Here is a 15,659-nt window from a genome sequence, read left to right as displayed (position 1 = left end):
GTTCAGTTGTAACTTTGATCCCACGCTGCGGCCGGCAAAGCGGCGACATTGAGGAGTTCTCACCATGAAGATTTCATCCGGATTTCGTTCCATCGCGGTTGCCGCCATAGCCACCGCGAGCATCGGCTTTGCCAGCGCCGCGCATGCCGATAGCGGCACGATCCGCTTCGCCGTCTACAAGGCGGCGTTTTTCGTCGGCGGCTCCGGCGGCGACGGCACGTTCACCTTCCATGGCCGCACCTATCCGATCTCGGTCGGCGCCGTCTCGGGCGGCCTCGCCTTCGGCGTTTCCAAGACCTATTTCCGAGGTACCGTGCGCCACATCAAACGTGCACGGGATGTGACCGGGGTCTATGGCGCGGCGGGCGGTGGCGGCGCGCTTGGCAAGGGGGCTCAGGTGATCGTCATGACCAACGACAAGGGCGCCCGGCTCGAATTGACGGGCAGGCAGGTCGGCCTGCAGGTCAACGCCGACCTCAGTGGCATGAGCATCTCGCTGCGGTAAGGGCCTAGCTCCTCAACCCCGGCGCTTCCTGCCCGGTGCGCTCGACATATTCCGTATAGCCGCCGCCATAGGTGTGGATGCCTTCGGGCGTCAATTCCAGCACGCGGTTGGAAAGCGCCGCCAGGAAATGCCGGTCGTGCGAGACGAACAGCATGGTGCCCTCGTACTGCGAGAGCGCCGTGATCAGCATCTCCTTGGTGGCGATGTCGAGATGGTTGGTCGGCTCGTCCAGCACCAGAAGGTTGGGCGGGTCGAACAGCATCAACGCCATCACCAGCCGCGCCTTCTCGCCGCCTGACAGCACACGGCATTTCTTCTCGATCTCGTCGCCGGAAAAACCGAAGCAGCCGGCGAGCGCCCGCAGCGGCGCCTGGCCGGCCTGAGGGAACGCATCTTCCAGCGTCTGGAACACGGTGCGCTCGCCTTCCAGCACCTCCATGGCGTGCTGGGCGAAGTAACCCATCTTGACACTTGGGCCCCGCGCGACCGTGCCGGTGTCGGGCTCGGAAGCGCCGGCGACCAGCTTCAACAGCGTCGACTTGCCGGCGCCGTTGACGCCCATGATGCACCAGCGCTCGCGGCGGCGGACCTGGAAGTCGAGCCCCTCATAGATGGAGCGGCTGCCATAGCCCTTGTGGACGTTCTTCAGCGTCACGACATCCTCGCCGCAGCGCGGCGCCGGCAGGAAATCGAAGGACACGGTCTGGCGCCGCTTGGGCGGCTCGACGCGGTCGATCTTGTCCAGCTTCTTCACCCGGCTCTGCACCTGTGCGGCATGCGAAGCGCGCGCCTTGAAGCGCTCGATGAAGGCGATCTCCTTGGCCAGCATCGCCTGCTGGCGCTCGAACTGTGCCTGCTGCTGCTTGTCGGCGATCGCGCGTTGCTGCTGGTAGAATTCGTAGTTTCCGGAATAAGCGGTCAGCGAACCGGCGTCGATCTCGACCACCTTGTTGACGATGCGGTTCATGAACTCGCGGTCGTGCGAGGTCATCAGCAGCGCGCCATCATAGTTTTTTAGGAAGGACTCCAGCCAGATCAGGCTCTCCAGGTCGAGATGGTTCGATGGCTCATCGAGCAGCATGGCGTCGGGCCGCATCAGCAGGATGCGGGCCAGCGCCACGCGCATCTTCCAGCCGCCGGAAAGCTTTCCGACATCGCCGTCCATCATCTCCTGCGAAAAGCCGAGACCGTCCAGCACTTCCCGCGCACGGCCGTCCAGCGCATAACCGTCGAGTTCCTCGAAGCGGTGCTGCGCCTCGCCATACTTTTCGATGATCTCGTGCATCTGGTCGGCCTGGTCGGGATCGGCCATGGCCGCCTCGAGGGCTGCCATTTCGGCCGCGACTTCGCTGACCGGCCCGGCGCCGTTCATCACTTCGGCGACAGCGCTGTGGCCTTCCATGTCACCGACATCCTGGCTGAAATAGCCGATGGTGACGCCGCGATCGACCTGCACCTGGCCTTCGTCGGGCTGCTCCTGGCCGGTGATCATGCGAAACAGCGTCGTCTTGCCGGCGCCGTTCGGCCCGACGAGGCCGACCTTCTCGCCCTTCTGCAGGGACGCCGACGCTTCGATGAAGACAAGCTGACGGCCGTTCTGCTTGCTGATGCTTTCAAGTCTGATCATGCGGTGCCCAGGCTATATGCTTGCGCGAAAGGATTTGCCCGGCGCCTTACGCGAAGGATGGCCGCAAAGGAAGAGGCGCAAGCGCCGCATACAGCGGAACGCCCTTGCCTTCCCCCCTTGTGGGGGAAGGTGGATCGGCGCGTCAGCGCCGAGACGGGTGTTCCAGCGGAGTGAGACGTCGGCGTTCCCTGGAACACCCCTCATCCGACCTCGCTTCGCGAGGCCACCTTCTCCCACAGGGGGAGAAGGGAAAACCCCGCCAGACACACTCCAGAAACAAGAATCAACATCCGGGAAAAACTCGCGAAAACATCGCCTGTCATAACCACCCTCGCGGCGGTCAAGCGGGCTGCTGCACAACGCGAAGAAATGGTCCCGAAACATGCAACGACGTTCGGCCGGATGGACCGGTGCCCTGACAGGCATTTCGCTCGCCATGCTGGCGGCCGCACAATCGGGTGCGGACGCAGCGGTCACCCGGAGCGAATATTGCAGCCAGCTCGGCCTTCAACTCGACGGGGCTATCCAAACGAAGGCCGCCCCAGGCACCCGCGCAAGCCAGATCGCCGAGGCAACCGCGCTCCAGGACAAGGCGAACCGGTTTTGTGCCGAGCGCAAGCAGGCCCAAGGCATCAGGACCTATGCCAACGCCCTGAAACTTCTTGGCGTGACACCGGTCGACCTGAACCAATAGTATCTGCCTTTGAACCATCAAGCACGCCAAGGCTGCTTGATCGCCCCTCCTTCCTGACTTCCTCCCGGGAAAAGGCCGCCACTCGCAAAGCGAGGGCGGCTTTTTTCTTGGCTACGCAATGCCGGAGGAAATGCGCGACAGACACCTGTCAAATCCGCACAAAAACAGATGCTTATAACAATTCGGCGATTCAGATACTGAAGCACTTAATGCGACGCTGAGTGCCGATCGCAATCTGCCCAGGAATCGGGTGGCGGGCCGCATGCGAACGCATGCCCCTCGCCGCAGAAAGAGCCTGAGCGGCTACTTCCTGCCTTGCGGATGGATCGTCTCGCCGCGCTTCAGCATTGCCACAAACGTCTCGATCTTCTTCCTGCGCCCGGCCTCGGTCTTAATGTTGTGGGTGCGGAAGGCGAGCGCGAAACGGTTCTGCGCACTGAGTTTTTCAAGCATCGCCTTCGCGGCAGGTTCGGCGTCTATGGCTGCTTGCAAATCATCGGGAATTTTCATCTGCTTGCCGCTGCCATAGGCGCGCGCCCAGCGCCCGTCCGCCTTGGCCGCCTCGACCTGTTTGAGCCCATACTCGGTCATGCGGCCCTCCTCGACCAGCCGCGTCACATTGTCGATGTTGATCAGGCTCCAGATGCTCTTCCGGCTGCGCGGCGTGTAGCGCTGCAGGAAACTCTTGTCGTCCAGCCCCTTGCGCACCGCGTCGATCCAGCCGAAGCACAGCACCACGTCGATGGCTTCCTTCGGCGTGATCGACTTCAGTCCCGACCCCACCTTGTGAACCTTGATCCACACTTCGGCTTCCGTAGCGTGGTGCTTGCCGAGCCACGCGTAGAAGCTGCCCGCATCCGGGAATTCATGGACCTTGTCGGGATCAACCTTGACCGGCGCCATTAGCCGGCCTGTTTGTTCAGTGCCGCTCGCGCCACCATAGTTCCTGCTCCCACTGTCGTCTTGCCCCCGCATTGCGCCCATCGTCATTGCCCGGCATGTGGCACAGATCGCTGTCAGTTTTCGTCAGTTGCGTCACCACAAGCTAAGGAAAGCATCCGCGCGACTTCGTCGGGGAGAAGAGAGGGCGCGCGATATTCCACCGCCATGCTATAGGACCGCAAGGTGTCAGTCTGGGGGAATATGCCACCATGAAATCTCTGCTGCTCGCTTTTCTATCTTTGCTGTTGCCGAGCCTCGCCCTTGCGGAGCCGATCGAAACCCGGAAAATCGTCACGGCTGTGACCGGCGACTTCAACGGCGATGGCGCCGTCGATCTTGCCATGGTGGTGGAGACCGAGCCGGGCCAGCCGATGGACGTCCACTTCTTCCTCAGGGACAAGGAGCACAATTACCTCAAGCCTGTCGAGATCGTGCACGAGCAGGTCCACGGGGAATGGAACGGCTACGACCGGCCGGGCTACGAGAACTCCGACACCGAGCCGGAACTGACGATGCTGCCCAACGGTTCGATCAAATTCTACCTGCCAGCGATGCCGGTCGGCAGCGAACGGACCGACATGACGCTGACCATCGCCTGGCGCAACGGTGCCTTCATCGTCGCCGGCTTCGCCTATAACCGTGATGACTATTTGAAGGAGAATGCCGAAAGCGCCTGCGAGTACAATGTGCTGACCGGCAAAGGCACCAGCAGCGAAAAGCAGCCGGACGGCAGCACGAAGCACAAGACCGTCTCCGTCGAAGGCCAGGCCATCGCTTTCAAGGACTGGAACCCGGGCGCTGCCTTCACCGCTTGCGGCAACTGATCGCCCTTCCGATAGCGCTATCGGTTTCTTCCGTTTTCACTTGCCGTACCGAACTGCCAATTCCCTGCCCTTCTCCATCCAAGCAAAGGCAGAGCTAATGAGCATTTCAAATCAGAAAATCCTGATCGTCGGCGGCGGCTCCGGCATGGGTCTGGCGCTGGCCCGACGCTGCGGTGAGGCTGGGGCCGAGGTGATCATCGCCGGTCGCGGCGAGAACCGGCTGCGACAGGCGCGCGAGGCGCTGGGCAATCCCGCCGGGCTGGAGACCGCGATGGCCGAGCGGCTGCCCGTCGGGCGAATTGGCAACCCGATGACATCGCGGACGCCATCGACGCGTCTACTGCAGCTGCGGCTTTTTCAGAAAACTGCCGCGGTCGGCCGATTTGACGCGCAGCCAGGTTTCGCGGCCGTCGCGCAGCACCCGCATCGGAATCTCGGCCCCCGCCGAGCCGCTCTCCCACAGCTTGCGATAGAAATCGGCCAGCCCGTCGACCGCGCCGTCGCGGATGTCGGAGATGATGTCGCCCTGACGCAGGCCGGCCTTAGCCGCCGGGCCGCCCTCGGTCACGCTCATCACCACCACTCTGCCGTCGCTTTCGGCCGACAGGGCGCCGAGCCACGGGCGCGGCGGCTTGGCCACCTGGCCGCGCGTCAGGAGGTCGTCGAGAATGGGCGGCAAAAGATCGATCGGCACCACCATGTTGATATCGGCGACCTCGCCGTTGCGGCTCATCTGCAGGCGCAGCGAACCGATGCCGAGCAGCGAGCCGTCAGCGCCGAACAGCCCGGCACCGCCCCAGGACGGGTGCGCCGGTGCAATGAAGATCGCCTCGTCGAGCAGATATTCCCAATAGCCGGCGAATTCCTGCTTGGTCACGATCCTGGCCTGCACAGACTGACCGATACCGTCGGCCAGCACGACGGCGTCACCGATCCTGGCCTTTCCGGCATCGCCCAGCGCCACCGCCGGCAGGCCGAGCGGCGCCAGCGCCTGCACCAGGCCGAAGCCCGATTCCTGGTCATAGGCGAGCGCATGCGCGGGGATGACGCGGCCGTCATGGCTGGTCAGCCAGACCTCTTCCGCTTCGGTGATGAGATAGCCGATGGTCAGCACCAGCCCGTCATTGCGAATGACGACGCCGCTGCCTTCCCTGAGCGTGCCAAGCGCGCTGGCCGTAAAGGCATCTTCGGGGACAGTGGCCCGCACGGCAACGACCGAGCGCGGATTGGGATTGATGGTCATGCTTTTGTCCTGGATGGGCTTTGGTGACATCTTCTATAGGTATGCCACGCAGGAGAAGGCGCAAGGGCGAGGAAGTGCCCAATTGCCGATGCCGGCTCTGCGGGCATCGATAATAGTTCAACGCAAGTTGAACTTACACATCCGCAGCCCTAGTTTATGGCGACCTGCCATCCTTCCCCGACACGAGGCCACGAAATGACCGACTACACACCGCCGAAAGTATGGACCTGGAACAAGCCGAGCGGCGGAGCCTTTGCCAGCATCAACCGGCCGATCGCCGGACCGACGCATGACAAGGAACTGCCCGTCGGCAAGCATCCGTTGCAGCTCTATTCGCTGGCGACGCCGAACGGCGTCAAGGTCACCGTCATGCTGGAAGAGCTTTTGGCGCGCGGCCACAAGGGCGCCGAATACGATGCCTGGCTGATCCGGATCAACGATGGCGACCAGTTCGGCAGCGGCTTCGTCGAGGTCAATCCCAACTCCAAGATTCCGGCCCTGATGGACCGCGGTGGCACCACACCGGTGCGCATCTTCGAATCCGGTTCGATCCTGGTCTATCTCGCCGAAAAGTTCGGCGAATTCCTGCCGACCGAACAGCCGGCCCGCGCCGAGGTGCTGTCCTGGCTGTTCTGGCAGATGGGCTCGGCGCCGTATCTGGGCGGCGGCTTCGGTCACTTTTATGCGTATGCGCCGGAAAAGTTCGAATATGCCATCGACCGCTTCTCGATGGAGGTGAAACGCCAGATGGATGTGCTCGACCGCCGGCTGGCCGAGACCGAATATCTCGGCGGCAAGGACTATTCCATCGCCGATATGGCGGTGTGGCCCTGGTATGGCGGGCTGGCGCTCGGCCGCATGTACAATGATTCCGCCGAGTTCCTGTCCGTGCAGGAATACACACATGTGCAACGCTGGGCCAAGGCGATCGACGCACGACCGGCGGTCAAGCGCGGCCGCATGGTCAACCGCGCTTTCGGCGAGCCTGCCATGCAATTGCATGAGCGCCACGACGCCAGCGATTTCGAGACCAAGACGCAGGATAGACTGGCCGCCGAATAGGCCATAGCGGGTCGCGGCAAAGGAAACCCGCCACCGACGCGACGTCGGGGCGGGTTTTCCCCAAGGTCCAGTGCTGCGGGAACCCCCTTAGTGCAGCACTTCAACGATCTGGCGGGTCTCCGGATCGACGAGGACCGTCTGGTCATTGATCACGGCGACGCGATATTTGACGTCGGGCACCTCACGCAATTCGACAGTGTCCGGCACCGAGGAGCCGAGCTTGAGTTCGACCCCCAGAAGGTTCACCGAGGCAAGCGGTTCCCTCTTGATGTATTCGCGAACGACCGTCTCCTGCTCCGGCTGGACGACGACGACGCTCTCCGCCAGCGCCGCACCAATGCCGCCCATCAGGACGACTGCGGCCGCCGCGCTTGTAAAATAAAGTTTCATGACCGTCTCCTAGTGACAATTGAATTCCGCCCTCCATAAAAACTCCGCCGCTGCCATGCGGTTCCATCGAACTTCAGAATTGAAGATGTTACGTTTTCGGCTCGGATATTAATTTGTTGCTGATCAGACATGCGGCAGACAGCGCAGAAATGCTTGAAAACTTGCACAAATGTGTACGGACATTAGAAGACGAAAAATTCCTGCTGTCGTCGGATTGGCGAAGCACCTGTCGTCGCCGCGTCAAATCAGCCTCGCGTCCCTCTTATCTGGACGATGGGAGCACGAAAAAGGCTCGCCCCGCCGGGAGCAGAGCGAGCCATGACAGTTCCGATGGAGGTGGCAACCTCACCGGTACCGCTAGAGAACGCGAAGCATCATCACTTGTTCCGCCTGACGGCCTGAGCTCCATGCGAAGCTGGTCGCGCATGCGTCATGTTCACACGATAACGCTGCGCCGAAATCTCCGGCAGGGATATGCTCGGACGCTGTCTCGGTGACCAAACACCTTGCCGTTGGTCGTGATCGCGCTGGTGGCGAGGTTCCCCGAATTTGCCCTCGCGCATACCAGCGAGTGGACGGCCTGGTCTGGAACGCCATTCCTGATCGATCCCGGCTACCCGGTTTAAAGCTGGACACCGTCGCGATGCAATGGCGGGAAGGCGTCCACCGGATCCTGGCTCGGCGCGATATCGTGCGCGCGCCTGAAGATCAGCCTCACGATGAGCACGAAGTAACCGACCTGCAGGACAAGCAGCGTCGCTATGGTCCAGGCAAATGCCTCCCAGAAAGAGCCGGTGATCATATAGGTCCACACCGCGACAATGAGAGCCGTGGCTGACATTCCTACGATAAACTGCCCAAAATACATGGTTTCCCCAAACCGTCGAAACCGCGCCGGTTCCAACCAGTCCCTGCCTCATTCCCGCGGACAACATTCCATTATTTTAGCAAGTTCGCAAGTAACCGGCCGGTCGCCGCTGCGCGCTCTCCATTTGCGCGGCAACTTGGCAGCCGTACGGGCCGCGGCTGCGGTGCTGGCTGGGCTGACGCGCCAGCCGTCGACAATCCCCAGAAGCACCCCCGGTCCTTGCACTTCGAATCCGGAACAAACGCCGGCACGCCGAGTTTCGCCTCCAGTTTTTCAAGCATGGAGACCAAGCATGGCACCGCGCAACAAACCAAACGCCGATATCGAAGATGACGCACCGCAGGCGGACGGGCCGACCATCGAGCAGCAGGATTGGGATGCGATCAAGGGCAGCCAGATCCTGCCAGAGTCCGTGCCGGAAAACGGCGACATGCGTTACGGCATCGAAAAAGACGGCGATCTGCCCGACGAGAACGACGATAACGCGTACCAGGACAGCGACGACGCCCTTCCCGACGATGAGGAAGAAGCCGCGATCACGCGCGATCAGAACCGCGAGGGCCGATTCGACGAGACGTGAGCCATTCGTCGCCCGAGACATGACTGCCTGTTGTTGAACTTGCCAAAGCCACATTTTCCATGCCCGGTTCGCGGGAAAATGTGCTTGGCTGGCTAAGTTTTCCCGCTGGGCTTTATATCAGATTTACCTAAAATAGCGGAACATCCAAGGGACATTATCGGAACTCAACAAGGCCCCTTGGACTTTTGCGCACAACAGATAAGACCTTGGTCCTATAGGAAAAAGCAAAAGCCCGAGTTGACCGATTGAAGCTCCGCCAAGGGAACATCGGGCCGCGCTTGTCGTTTGTCGCGAAGGTTCGGCACCCCAGGTGTGCCATATCTGGAGAACGGCGCGATGCCCCACCGATCCACCATCATCAAGACAGGCCATGGTCCAGGCACGGCGATCGCCGTGATCATGGTTGGATTGATGGCGGTGGGCATCGTCTTCCTTGTTCTCGGCAGTTCGCTCTACTTCAACGAGCAGCCTGCGGATCAACGTGCCCTGCCTTCGCCGCCCGCTCGATCGATACACGATAGCAAAGCGGCAAACTGAACGAGCCCGAACCAATTGCCGAGCGATGGCGAGATTGCGGCCGCGCGGGTCCTCCAGGCTTCGTCCAGTGGAGCGGACGGCTTCGGGCGATGTATTGTCCACCGGAGGCTTTTTGGCGCCGCTTGCATTAATATTAGACGTATAGAATATAAGGATGGCCGGCGACCGCCAGAAGTCGGCTGGCCCGGCGTGCCTCCCTTTGCACCTGGCTGCCGGGCCATTTCTCGCCAACGGATGGCATGCGTCGGTCCACCGTCATCTTGACGTCTTCGCTTCTGTCTGGCGCGGATTCACCTTCGCGCCGCCTCGCCATGTGGAGCTCCAGCCTCGGCAAACGGCATTCTGCTCGGCAACCGCCGGAAAAATGCGGACGCCGAGCCGATCGCGATGGTCAAGCCGCTAAGACGTGCTGGCTAGCTGCTAAAACCGAAGGATGACCGAGGGCCCGCGTCTGCGATAGCACCGGACGCGACGGCGACCATGCCGCCAATAACTACGGCAGACCCGTCTCCATCGCCGCCCGTGCCGGCGCCGGCGCCAGCCGCGATCCCAGTCCCGATCCCGGTCCCGATCCCAGTCCCGATCCCAGCGTCGATGGTCGACCGGCTGCACCTCCGCATGTGTACCGTCGTCGAAGGCCTCTGTTTGTGACGCCTCTATTTCATCGAGAATGCCGTTTCCGGCGCCTGGAACACCGGCCACTGCTTCGATCGGGCGAATTGCCCCTGCAAGGGCTGCTGCCCCGGCAATGCCAAACATTGCTGTCAAGAAGGATCGCCGATCCATAGTAAACCTCCCAACGTTGCATAAGCTGAACGAAGCGCTCGCTTGCCGAATGAGCAGGCCCGCGCGTGGTGAAGATAGAGGATTCGCCAGCCGCCGAAGCGGCTTGCGAATCCTATCAGCGCAGGAAGGGACGTTGCTGCGCCGATCGACGACATGTCAGCCAAGGACTATTCCCATCACCAGAAAGGTGACGGCCGTCGCGAAAATCGGTGCGAGCAACCAGCGCGCTTGGCCAACACTTTTGTCCATCTGTTTCTCCGAATCCGGGAGACAAACAGTCGTGAACAGAGAGCCGTTCCCGTCGGTAAGACCAATGCGCTCGCGGACCGGACTTAAGTCGCACTTCTCATCCGACCGAAGCCCCAGCGGAGGAACATTTTCATTTGGCTCAAGTTCAGTTGCTCGTCAGCGTTGGACGATCTTGTCATGCTGACTCGCAAGGAGAAACAGTATGAAAATGCACCTAACGGGCGCCGCTGCGGCGCTATTGCTGTTGGCCGGAGTCGGCGCCGTTGCCGCTCAGGACGTTGTCATTCAGCCTGAACAGGACACGGTCATCCGCGAGTATGTGAAGAAGCAGCCCCTTGCTTCGGTCAAGGTTCCCGGTGTGGAACTGAATATTGGTAGCGCGTTGCCGGAAACGGTCGAGCTTCATGAGATCCCCGATGTCCAATACCGCTACGTGGTGGTCGGCAACCGCACGGTCCTGGTGGATCCGGGCACCCGCAAGATCGTCAAGGTATACGACTGAATTTCGAACGGTCCCAAACCCGCCGCCAGCCATGGCGGCGGGTTTGCACATGTCTTTTTCCAATCAGGACGAGTGAAGATGACAGGCAAAGCTGTGACATCCCCTGCTTTGGGCGTTCGCCTGGCCGCTCTCCAAGCCAGAATGCGTAATGCGCGGGTGACGGATGCCGAAATGAAAACTTTTCAAAAGGTCGCGGCCATCATGGAAGATCGTCATGGCCGGATCGATGCCGACGACCTGATTGCGGCATCGTTCCTCGCCGATCCGGTGCAGGACCGGCAAACGCCCTGAACGACATCCCGACAGCCAGCAGACTTGATTGCGGTGCCGGGAAAGCGCGCCGAAAGTCGGCCGAATCCGCACTTTTGCCCTAGCCTATTCCGCTTTCGCGGAAGTTTCGAGCGGCGCGCAATGTGCAATGTTGCTAATGCGGCGGTACGAGCCGCCCTGGTTGACGCGGGCGCCCGAGCCATCCCAACAATGCGCCCCCCCGTCCGCGTCGACCACGGCAGCCGCCTGGCGCTGTCTTCCCTCGCGAACTCCTCAAGCCGGCCTGCCTGATGCGGCCAGCGGCGACGTTCAGGGTTCAGCCGCCGACAAGCACCTTCGTGGTCACCAGATTGACACCGGCCTCCGCGAATTCGCCATTGTGCCTGGTGATGACCTGTTCGGCACTCTCGCTGGAATTGTCCAGCGTGCTGTGCGCATCGGACACCACGGTCACGCCGAGCCCTCTGGCGAGCGCGCCCTTGACCGTCGCGGCCACGCAAAAATCGGTCTGTGCGCCCAAGAGCACGACAGCACCCGCACCTTGCCCGGCCACCCAGTCGCCGAAGGCGGGATTGCTGAATGCATCGCGCACCGATTTGGCAAAGGTCGGCTCGTCCGCCGCCTGGCCGAGCGCGGGCCAAACCGGCCAGCCCGGCTCATCCGGTGCCAACGGATCGCCATCGGGTCCGTCATGCCTGATAAAAGCGACCTTGCGCCCGCCGCGCCGCGCCCAATCGATCACCGCCTTGGTGCGCTCGACAATGCCTGGCGCATCATGGATCGGCGGCTCGTGCACGCCGTCGAACATGCCGGTCTGGAGATCGATGACAATGAGCGGCGCATTGTCCGGGAGGCTGGGTTCTGACATGGGTTTTACATAGCACGGCGGACAAGGTGATCAAGATTTCGCTCATTCCGGCGCGCCGGCAAACAGCACGACGCCCTCGCCGCCGGTGGCCGGCCAATCCCTGATGGCGCGGTCGTTGCCGCCGGTCAGCACCGTGCCATCGGCGGTGAAGGCCACCGCGTAGATCGGGCCGGTCCGGCTATCGAACATCGTGATCTGGTTGCCGGTGTCCATGTCCCACAGCCGCGCCGTGCCGTCGAGCGAGCCGGAGACCAGGCGCTGGCCGTCGGCCGACAGCGCCAATGCGTAGACAGTGCCTTCGTGGCCTTCGAAACGGCGCGCTTCGCGGCCGCTGTCTAGATCCCAGAGCTTGATCGTGTAATCGCCACTGCCGGTGACCAGATGACGCCCGTCGGCGGTGAACGCGGCGCCATATGTGCCTCGCTCATGCCCGTGCCAACTTCGTAATTGCTTGCCGCTTTCCATGTCCCAAAGTTTCAGTGTGCCGTCTATGCTGCCGCTGAGGGCTTGCCTGCCATCGGGCGAGACGGCGACGGCGCTGACCGACCAGCCGTTCCCGCTCATGGCGTGCAGCACAGCGCCCTTCTTGAGATCCCAGACGATGACATTGCCCGTATCGTGCCCGCTGATGGCATGTTTGCCGTCCGGGCTGATCGCCAGCTTTCTGACGCCGCCATTGCCGCCCGAGGAGAAGACATGCAGCACCGCGCCGTCGGAAAGTTTGCGCTGCACGATCTCGCCGTCGTCGCCGGCCGTCAGCGCGCTGACGCCGTCGGGCATGAACAGCGCCGTGCGGGCCATATCCTTGTGCACGCCGAGAGTGCGGATCAGCTGCTTGGCGGCGATGTCCCACAGCTTGATCGTGTGATCGGTGCTGGCGCTCATGATCGAGTGCCCGTCGGGCGCCACCGCCAGCCAGACGACCGAGTCGTGGTGGCCCTCGGGCTGCGTCGGTAGCGGCGGCGGAGCCGGCGGCAATGGCGCCACGATGGGCGGCGGAATGACCGCGACCTCCGGCGGCGCCGGAGGCGCGGGCGCAGTCGGCGGCACTAGCGTTGGCGGGGTCGGTTGCACCAGCGCCGGCGGCGTCAGTGGGACCGGTGCCGCAGGCGGATTGGCGGCCTCCGGCGGCGAAGCAGCTTCTGCTGGTGCAGGCGGTGGGGCTGCCGGCTCTGAGGCCGGCGGCGCGCTGGCGACATCCTGCCCCTTGGGTTCGTTGGCCTTCGGCTCGCCAGGATTGGGTTCGTCGGCCTTCGGTTCGACGGGCTCGCTGGCTATGTCGCCGCCCTCATGCCAAGGGCCGAACCGATCGGCGGCCAGTGCGGCGACCACGACCAATGGCAGGACGAGAAAGACTCTGCGCAGGCCGGGCCTGCCAGCGTCCTGCATCTCCGCCGCGCGACCAAACAGCGGCGCGCCCGCTGCTTGGCCCGACCGGTCCGGCAAGAGGCCGGCCCAAAACAGCCCTGCACCAAGCAGGCAGGCGAACGCCGCCACCAGGAACCCCGCCAGCCGTAACGAGGCTGGATCCATCGGCGGGCCTGAAAAGCCGCGCCAGAGGAAAGCCTCGCCGATTGCCGGCCAATAGATCCGCGCCAGGCAGCCTACGGCGACAACGACCAGGGCAAGCGCGAGCAATCTGTCGGCACCCTTGTTCATTGAAACCCCGCGGGCGTTGTTGCGGCCCTCACCATGTGACGGTTGCCCGCCGCATGTCGACGCCAAGACTATCAGCCGCAAGCTCGTGTCGCCAAGAGCCCGTGTGGACGCCCGGCTTGGTTGTCACATTTTGCGTATCTGCCATTCTCGCGTAGGGATGAGGAGAGATTACCATGAAGAAGACTTACGCGAAGCCGGCTTTCGTCAAGAAGGGCAAGCTTTCAGCCGTCACGGCAAACGGCTCGACCAGCGCCACGATATAATCGGGCACACTCTTGGCCGAATCGTGCCTGGCGCTGGAGCAATTCCAGAAAAAGCACCGAAGGCCTTCGATCCGGGATGGCGTAAACAGGAATTGGAGGGCGGGCGCCTTGCCGCTCCTCCTTGGATTTATTGCAGTTTTACCGATTTCAGCCGCATGGTTGACAGATGGCCGCAGTCTGGCATCATCGGATCGGGATTTTAGGAGAGTCTGATATGAAAAAGATCTATGTGAAGCCATCGTTCTTGAAAAAAGGCCGGTTGTCGGCGGTCACTGCGGCCAACGGCTCCTCGCTGCCGACACCGCAATAATTTCAGCGCCACCTGCTCCTGGCGCGTCCAAACCTCAACGCACCAGGATCAGGTCGTCCAACACCATTTGCCAATAGTGCTTCGTCGACAGGCGAACACGCGTTACAGCTTTGAGCATTGGGGCGTAGTGCAGCGGCGTCAGCGCCGACAGCGTGACCTCGTCGCTTGCAATCAGCTGCTCGCCAAGCCAGCTTTCGATCAGCGCCACCTCCCCTTCTGACGCCAGCCAGGCGGCGCTCAGCATGACCGAGTGAAAGCCGAACGGCCGTTCGCAGCTGAATTCGGCCGGCAGCCCGCTGCTGGTGTAGAGCACATGGTCGCCGGAAACATTGCCATTGACATAGCCCTGGCTATCCTTGGTGAAGTCGCGGGCCATCGCATTCAGGTTGCGCCACGCCAATCCGGCATGGCCAGCCGGAATTTTCCTGAGGCTGCGCGACGTCACATCGTCGAAATCGATCGTTTCGAGGGCGGCATCAGTGTCGATGCCGGCGCGTTGCGGCGACAGCAGGCCGAGATCCGCCGAGTAGGGCGACAGCGTCAGCCGCCGCTCCAAGCCGCCGCCGCTGACGCTGACCGTGTCGGCTTCTTCAGCCAGGTCGAAGCTGAAGACGGCACCCGGGGCCAGTGCCCGCGTCTCCAGGACATGCCCGTTCCCCGACATGGAGAGGGTCGCTGGTCCATCGCCGGCAACGCGCCCGCTGACGCGGCGCGGCGGTGCCAGACCGACCGGCAGCAGCATCTCCTGCGATACCATCCCGGCCGGCGAACCCGGCAGCGGCATGAAGCGTCGGGACTGAATGTCATTTTCGCTTTTCGCCTGCCAGCCGGGCGGCACCGAAACCACAAAGCGCCAGTTGCCCGGCTTGCGGATCACGGCCTTTCTGCTTTTCACCGACATGGGAAAATTGGCAAAGCCGGCATTGTTGGTGCGCGCGGACGCGGCGAGCTTGCCGGCTTCGTCATACAGCCGCACCATGATCCCGGCCATCGGCCGGTCTCCGGCGCCGTATTTGCCGTCGCGATCGACATCGAAATAGACGAAGGACGAGTAATTGAGCATGCCCCCGCGGGCGTTCCAATCGGTACGGACGGCATAGTCGGCAGCCGGATTGGTCTGCCGCCGTCCCTTGCGGCGGCTGCGCTTCCGCCACAGCAGCCAGGACACGACAGCAGCCGCAAGCACCACAATGGCGGCGGACAGTATCTCGACAGCGCCCAAGTCAGGCATGGAGCCTCGATTTACAAATGTCGTGGGGGATTGCGTTCATGGGCGATCCGGCTGCGTTGGAATACTTTGCCGACAGGTTATTGCATGTCGGCCAAAAGCGAACCCGGATTTGGGACAGCGATATGTATCAAGACGAAAGACTTAAAGCGCGTTGCATGGATCCGTTCAAGTGCGACGTATGAAGGCAGTCGCCTTACTTCAATTCCACCCACACCGGCGCATGGTCGCTGGCGCCGTCCTCGCCGCGCA

Annotated in this window: 18 protein-coding genes and 1 pseudogene; 11 read left to right on the top strand and 8 right to left on the bottom strand. The window is 62.4% G+C overall.

Features of this window, described 5'->3' with window-relative positions:
- Window positions 1–64: 64 nt before the first annotated feature.
- A complete protein-coding gene (locus EOB49_RS28910) occupies window positions 65–505 on the top strand; it encodes a hypothetical protein (protein ID WP_127382979.1) in 441 nt (146 codons plus the stop codon).
- Between the two features lie 4 nt (window positions 506–509).
- Here EOB49_RS28910 and EOB49_RS28905 read toward each other — a convergent pair whose 3' ends face one another.
- Window positions 510–2,132: an ABC-F family ATP-binding cassette domain-containing protein gene (locus EOB49_RS28905; RefSeq protein ID WP_127382978.1), complete on the bottom strand. Its 1,623-nt coding sequence runs from the start codon at window positions 2,130–2,132 to the stop codon at window positions 510–512.
- A gap of 436 nt (window positions 2,133–2,568) precedes the next feature.
- Between EOB49_RS28905 and EOB49_RS28900 the strand changes: the two genes are divergently transcribed.
- On the top strand, window positions 2,569–2,826 hold the full coding sequence (locus EOB49_RS28900) for a hypothetical protein (protein WP_245463763.1): 258 nt from the start codon (window positions 2,569–2,571) through the stop codon (window positions 2,824–2,826).
- A 303-nt stretch (window positions 2,827–3,129) separates the two neighbouring features.
- Here EOB49_RS28900 and EOB49_RS28895 read toward each other — a convergent pair whose 3' ends face one another.
- A complete protein-coding gene (locus EOB49_RS28895; protein WP_127382977.1) occupies window positions 3,130–3,729 on the bottom strand; it encodes a YdeI/OmpD-associated family protein in 600 nt (199 codons plus the stop codon).
- A gap of 248 nt (window positions 3,730–3,977) precedes the next feature.
- Between EOB49_RS28895 and EOB49_RS28890 the strand changes: the two genes are divergently transcribed.
- Both EOB49_RS28890 and EOB49_RS38685 read left to right on the top strand, forming a co-directional pair.
- Window positions 3,978–4,592 carry a hypothetical protein gene (locus EOB49_RS28890; protein WP_127382976.1) on the top strand — a complete coding sequence of 205 codons (615 nt, stop codon included), beginning with the start codon at window positions 3,978–3,980 and terminating at the stop codon, window positions 4,590–4,592.
- Window positions 4,593–4,689: 97 nt separating this feature from the next.
- Window positions 4,690–4,833, top strand: a pseudogene (locus EOB49_RS38685) (SDR family NAD(P)-dependent oxidoreductase); the annotation flags it as partial.
- A 96-nt stretch (window positions 4,834–4,929) separates the two neighbouring features.
- Here the strand turns inward: EOB49_RS38685 and EOB49_RS28880 are convergent.
- The gene (locus EOB49_RS28880) at window positions 4,930–5,835 is read right to left on the bottom strand and encodes a S1C family serine protease (protein WP_027035235.1); all 906 of its coding nucleotides are present in this window, start codon (window positions 5,833–5,835) and stop codon (window positions 4,930–4,932) included.
- Between the two features lie 195 nt (window positions 5,836–6,030).
- Between EOB49_RS28880 and yghU the strand changes: the two genes are divergently transcribed.
- Entirely contained in the window at window positions 6,031–6,897 is an 867-nt protein-coding gene (gene yghU / locus EOB49_RS28875; protein ID WP_127382975.1) for a glutathione-dependent disulfide-bond oxidoreductase, read from the top strand.
- Between the two features lie 87 nt (window positions 6,898–6,984).
- On the opposite strand, the gene EOB49_RS28870 is transcribed toward yghU, so the two are convergent.
- Together EOB49_RS28870 and EOB49_RS28865 are read right to left on the bottom strand one after the other, a co-directional pair.
- Complete coding sequence (locus EOB49_RS28870) at window positions 6,985–7,287, bottom strand: DUF1236 domain-containing protein (protein ID WP_127382974.1); 303 nt, start codon at window positions 7,285–7,287, stop codon at window positions 6,985–6,987.
- 622 nt (window positions 7,288–7,909) lie between these two features.
- A complete protein-coding gene (locus EOB49_RS28865) occupies window positions 7,910–8,128 on the bottom strand; it encodes an exopolysaccharide production repressor protein (RefSeq protein ID WP_245463762.1) in 219 nt (72 codons plus the stop codon).
- A 319-nt stretch (window positions 8,129–8,447) separates the two neighbouring features.
- Here EOB49_RS28865 and EOB49_RS28860 point away from each other — a divergent pair, with 319 nt between their 5' ends.
- The 4 genes from EOB49_RS28860 to EOB49_RS28840 all read left to right on the top strand — a co-directional run bounded on the left by EOB49_RS28860 (window position 8,448) and on the right by EOB49_RS28840 (window position 11,100).
- Complete coding sequence (locus EOB49_RS28860; RefSeq protein WP_127317971.1) at window positions 8,448–8,735, top strand: hypothetical protein; 288 nt, start codon at window positions 8,448–8,450, stop codon at window positions 8,733–8,735.
- A gap of 336 nt (window positions 8,736–9,071) precedes the next feature.
- Window positions 9,072–9,272 (top strand): hypothetical protein, encoded by a 201-nt coding sequence (locus tag EOB49_RS28855; RefSeq protein ID WP_127382972.1) that lies wholly within the window; start codon window positions 9,072–9,074, stop codon window positions 9,270–9,272.
- A 1,237-nt stretch (window positions 9,273–10,509) separates the two neighbouring features.
- Window positions 10,510–10,809, top strand: a complete 300-nt coding sequence (locus EOB49_RS28845) for a DUF1236 domain-containing protein (protein ID WP_127382971.1) — start codon at window positions 10,510–10,512, stop codon at window positions 10,807–10,809.
- A gap of 78 nt (window positions 10,810–10,887) precedes the next feature.
- Entirely contained in the window at window positions 10,888–11,100 is a 213-nt protein-coding gene (locus tag EOB49_RS28840; RefSeq protein ID WP_127317979.1) for a hypothetical protein, read from the top strand.
- Window positions 11,101–11,395: 295 nt separating this feature from the next.
- On the opposite strand, the gene EOB49_RS28835 is transcribed toward EOB49_RS28840, so the two are convergent.
- Together EOB49_RS28835 and EOB49_RS36610 are read right to left on the bottom strand one after the other, a co-directional pair.
- Window positions 11,396–11,947 (bottom strand): isochorismatase family protein, encoded by a 552-nt coding sequence (locus EOB49_RS28835; protein WP_127382970.1) that lies wholly within the window; start codon window positions 11,945–11,947, stop codon window positions 11,396–11,398.
- A gap of 42 nt (window positions 11,948–11,989) precedes the next feature.
- On the bottom strand, window positions 11,990–13,606 hold the full coding sequence (locus EOB49_RS36610; RefSeq protein ID WP_164781841.1) for a WD40 repeat domain-containing protein: 1,617 nt from the start codon (window positions 13,604–13,606) through the stop codon (window positions 11,990–11,992).
- A gap of 173 nt (window positions 13,607–13,779) precedes the next feature.
- Here EOB49_RS36610 and EOB49_RS28815 point away from each other — a divergent pair, with 173 nt between their 5' ends.
- Together EOB49_RS28815 and EOB49_RS28810 are read left to right on the top strand one after the other, a co-directional pair.
- On the top strand, window positions 13,780–13,869 hold the full coding sequence (locus EOB49_RS28815; protein WP_127317985.1) for a putative RiPP precursor: 90 nt from the start codon (window positions 13,780–13,782) through the stop codon (window positions 13,867–13,869).
- Window positions 13,870–14,083: 214 nt separating this feature from the next.
- Window positions 14,084–14,179, top strand: a complete 96-nt coding sequence (locus EOB49_RS28810; RefSeq protein WP_023813324.1) for a hypothetical protein — start codon at window positions 14,084–14,086, stop codon at window positions 14,177–14,179.
- Window positions 14,180–14,213: 34 nt separating this feature from the next.
- On the opposite strand, the gene EOB49_RS28805 is transcribed toward EOB49_RS28810, so the two are convergent.
- A complete protein-coding gene (locus tag EOB49_RS28805) occupies window positions 14,214–15,410 on the bottom strand; it encodes a hypothetical protein (protein WP_127382969.1) in 1,197 nt (398 codons plus the stop codon).
- Window positions 15,411–15,659: the final 249 nt, after the last annotated feature.

The sequence above is a fragment of the Mesorhizobium sp. M7A.F.Ca.MR.148.00.0.0 genome, from assembly GCF_003997735.1.
Lineage (GTDB): Bacteria > Pseudomonadota > Alphaproteobacteria > Rhizobiales > Rhizobiaceae > Mesorhizobium.
The sequence above is the reverse complement of the archived record's forward strand: the minus strand, read 5'-3'. Positions and strand labels throughout refer to the sequence as shown.

What these genes read in the sequence shown, in the direction of transcription:
- EOB49_RS28910 (WP_127382979.1), top strand. Translation starts at nt 65, where the DNA reads ATGAAGATTTCATCCGGATTTCGTTCCATCGCGGTTGCCGCCATAGCC.
- EOB49_RS28905 (WP_127382978.1), bottom strand. Translation starts at nt 2,132, where the DNA reads ATGATCAGACTTGAAAGCATCAGCAAGCAGAACGGCCGTCAGCTTGTC.
- EOB49_RS28900 (WP_245463763.1), top strand. Translation starts at nt 2,569, where the DNA reads ATGCTGGCGGCCGCACAATCGGGTGCGGACGCAGCGGTCACCCGGAGC.
- EOB49_RS28895 (WP_127382977.1), bottom strand. Translation starts at nt 3,729, where the DNA reads ATGGCGCCGGTCAAGGTTGATCCCGACAAGGTCCATGAATTCCCGGAT.
- EOB49_RS28890 (WP_127382976.1), top strand. Translation starts at nt 3,978, where the DNA reads ATGAAATCTCTGCTGCTCGCTTTTCTATCTTTGCTGTTGCCGAGCCTC.
- EOB49_RS28880 (WP_027035235.1), bottom strand. Translation starts at nt 5,835, where the DNA reads ATGACCATCAATCCCAATCCGCGCTCGGTCGTTGCCGTGCGGGCCACT.
- yghU (WP_127382975.1), top strand. Translation starts at nt 6,031, where the DNA reads ATGACCGACTACACACCGCCGAAAGTATGGACCTGGAACAAGCCGAGC.
- EOB49_RS28870 (WP_127382974.1), bottom strand. Translation starts at nt 7,287, where the DNA reads ATGAAACTTTATTTTACAAGCGCGGCGGCCGCAGTCGTCCTGATGGGC.
- EOB49_RS28865 (WP_245463762.1), bottom strand. Translation starts at nt 8,128, where the DNA reads ATGTCAGCCACGGCTCTCATTGTCGCGGTGTGGACCTATATGATCACC.
- EOB49_RS28860 (WP_127317971.1), top strand. Translation starts at nt 8,448, where the DNA reads ATGGCACCGCGCAACAAACCAAACGCCGATATCGAAGATGACGCACCG.
- EOB49_RS28855 (WP_127382972.1), top strand. Translation starts at nt 9,072, where the DNA reads ATGCCCCACCGATCCACCATCATCAAGACAGGCCATGGTCCAGGCACG.
- EOB49_RS28845 (WP_127382971.1), top strand. Translation starts at nt 10,510, where the DNA reads ATGAAAATGCACCTAACGGGCGCCGCTGCGGCGCTATTGCTGTTGGCC.
- EOB49_RS28840 (WP_127317979.1), top strand. Translation starts at nt 10,888, where the DNA reads ATGACAGGCAAAGCTGTGACATCCCCTGCTTTGGGCGTTCGCCTGGCC.
- EOB49_RS28835 (WP_127382970.1), bottom strand. Translation starts at nt 11,947, where the DNA reads ATGTCAGAACCCAGCCTCCCGGACAATGCGCCGCTCATTGTCATCGAT.
- EOB49_RS36610 (WP_164781841.1), bottom strand. Translation starts at nt 13,606, where the DNA reads ATGAACAAGGGTGCCGACAGATTGCTCGCGCTTGCCCTGGTCGTTGTC.
- EOB49_RS28815 (WP_127317985.1), top strand. Translation starts at nt 13,780, where the DNA reads ATGAAGAAGACTTACGCGAAGCCGGCTTTCGTCAAGAAGGGCAAGCTT.
- EOB49_RS28810 (WP_023813324.1), top strand. Translation starts at nt 14,084, where the DNA reads ATGAAAAAGATCTATGTGAAGCCATCGTTCTTGAAAAAAGGCCGGTTG.
- EOB49_RS28805 (WP_127382969.1), bottom strand. Translation starts at nt 15,410, where the DNA reads ATGCCTGACTTGGGCGCTGTCGAGATACTGTCCGCCGCCATTGTGGTG.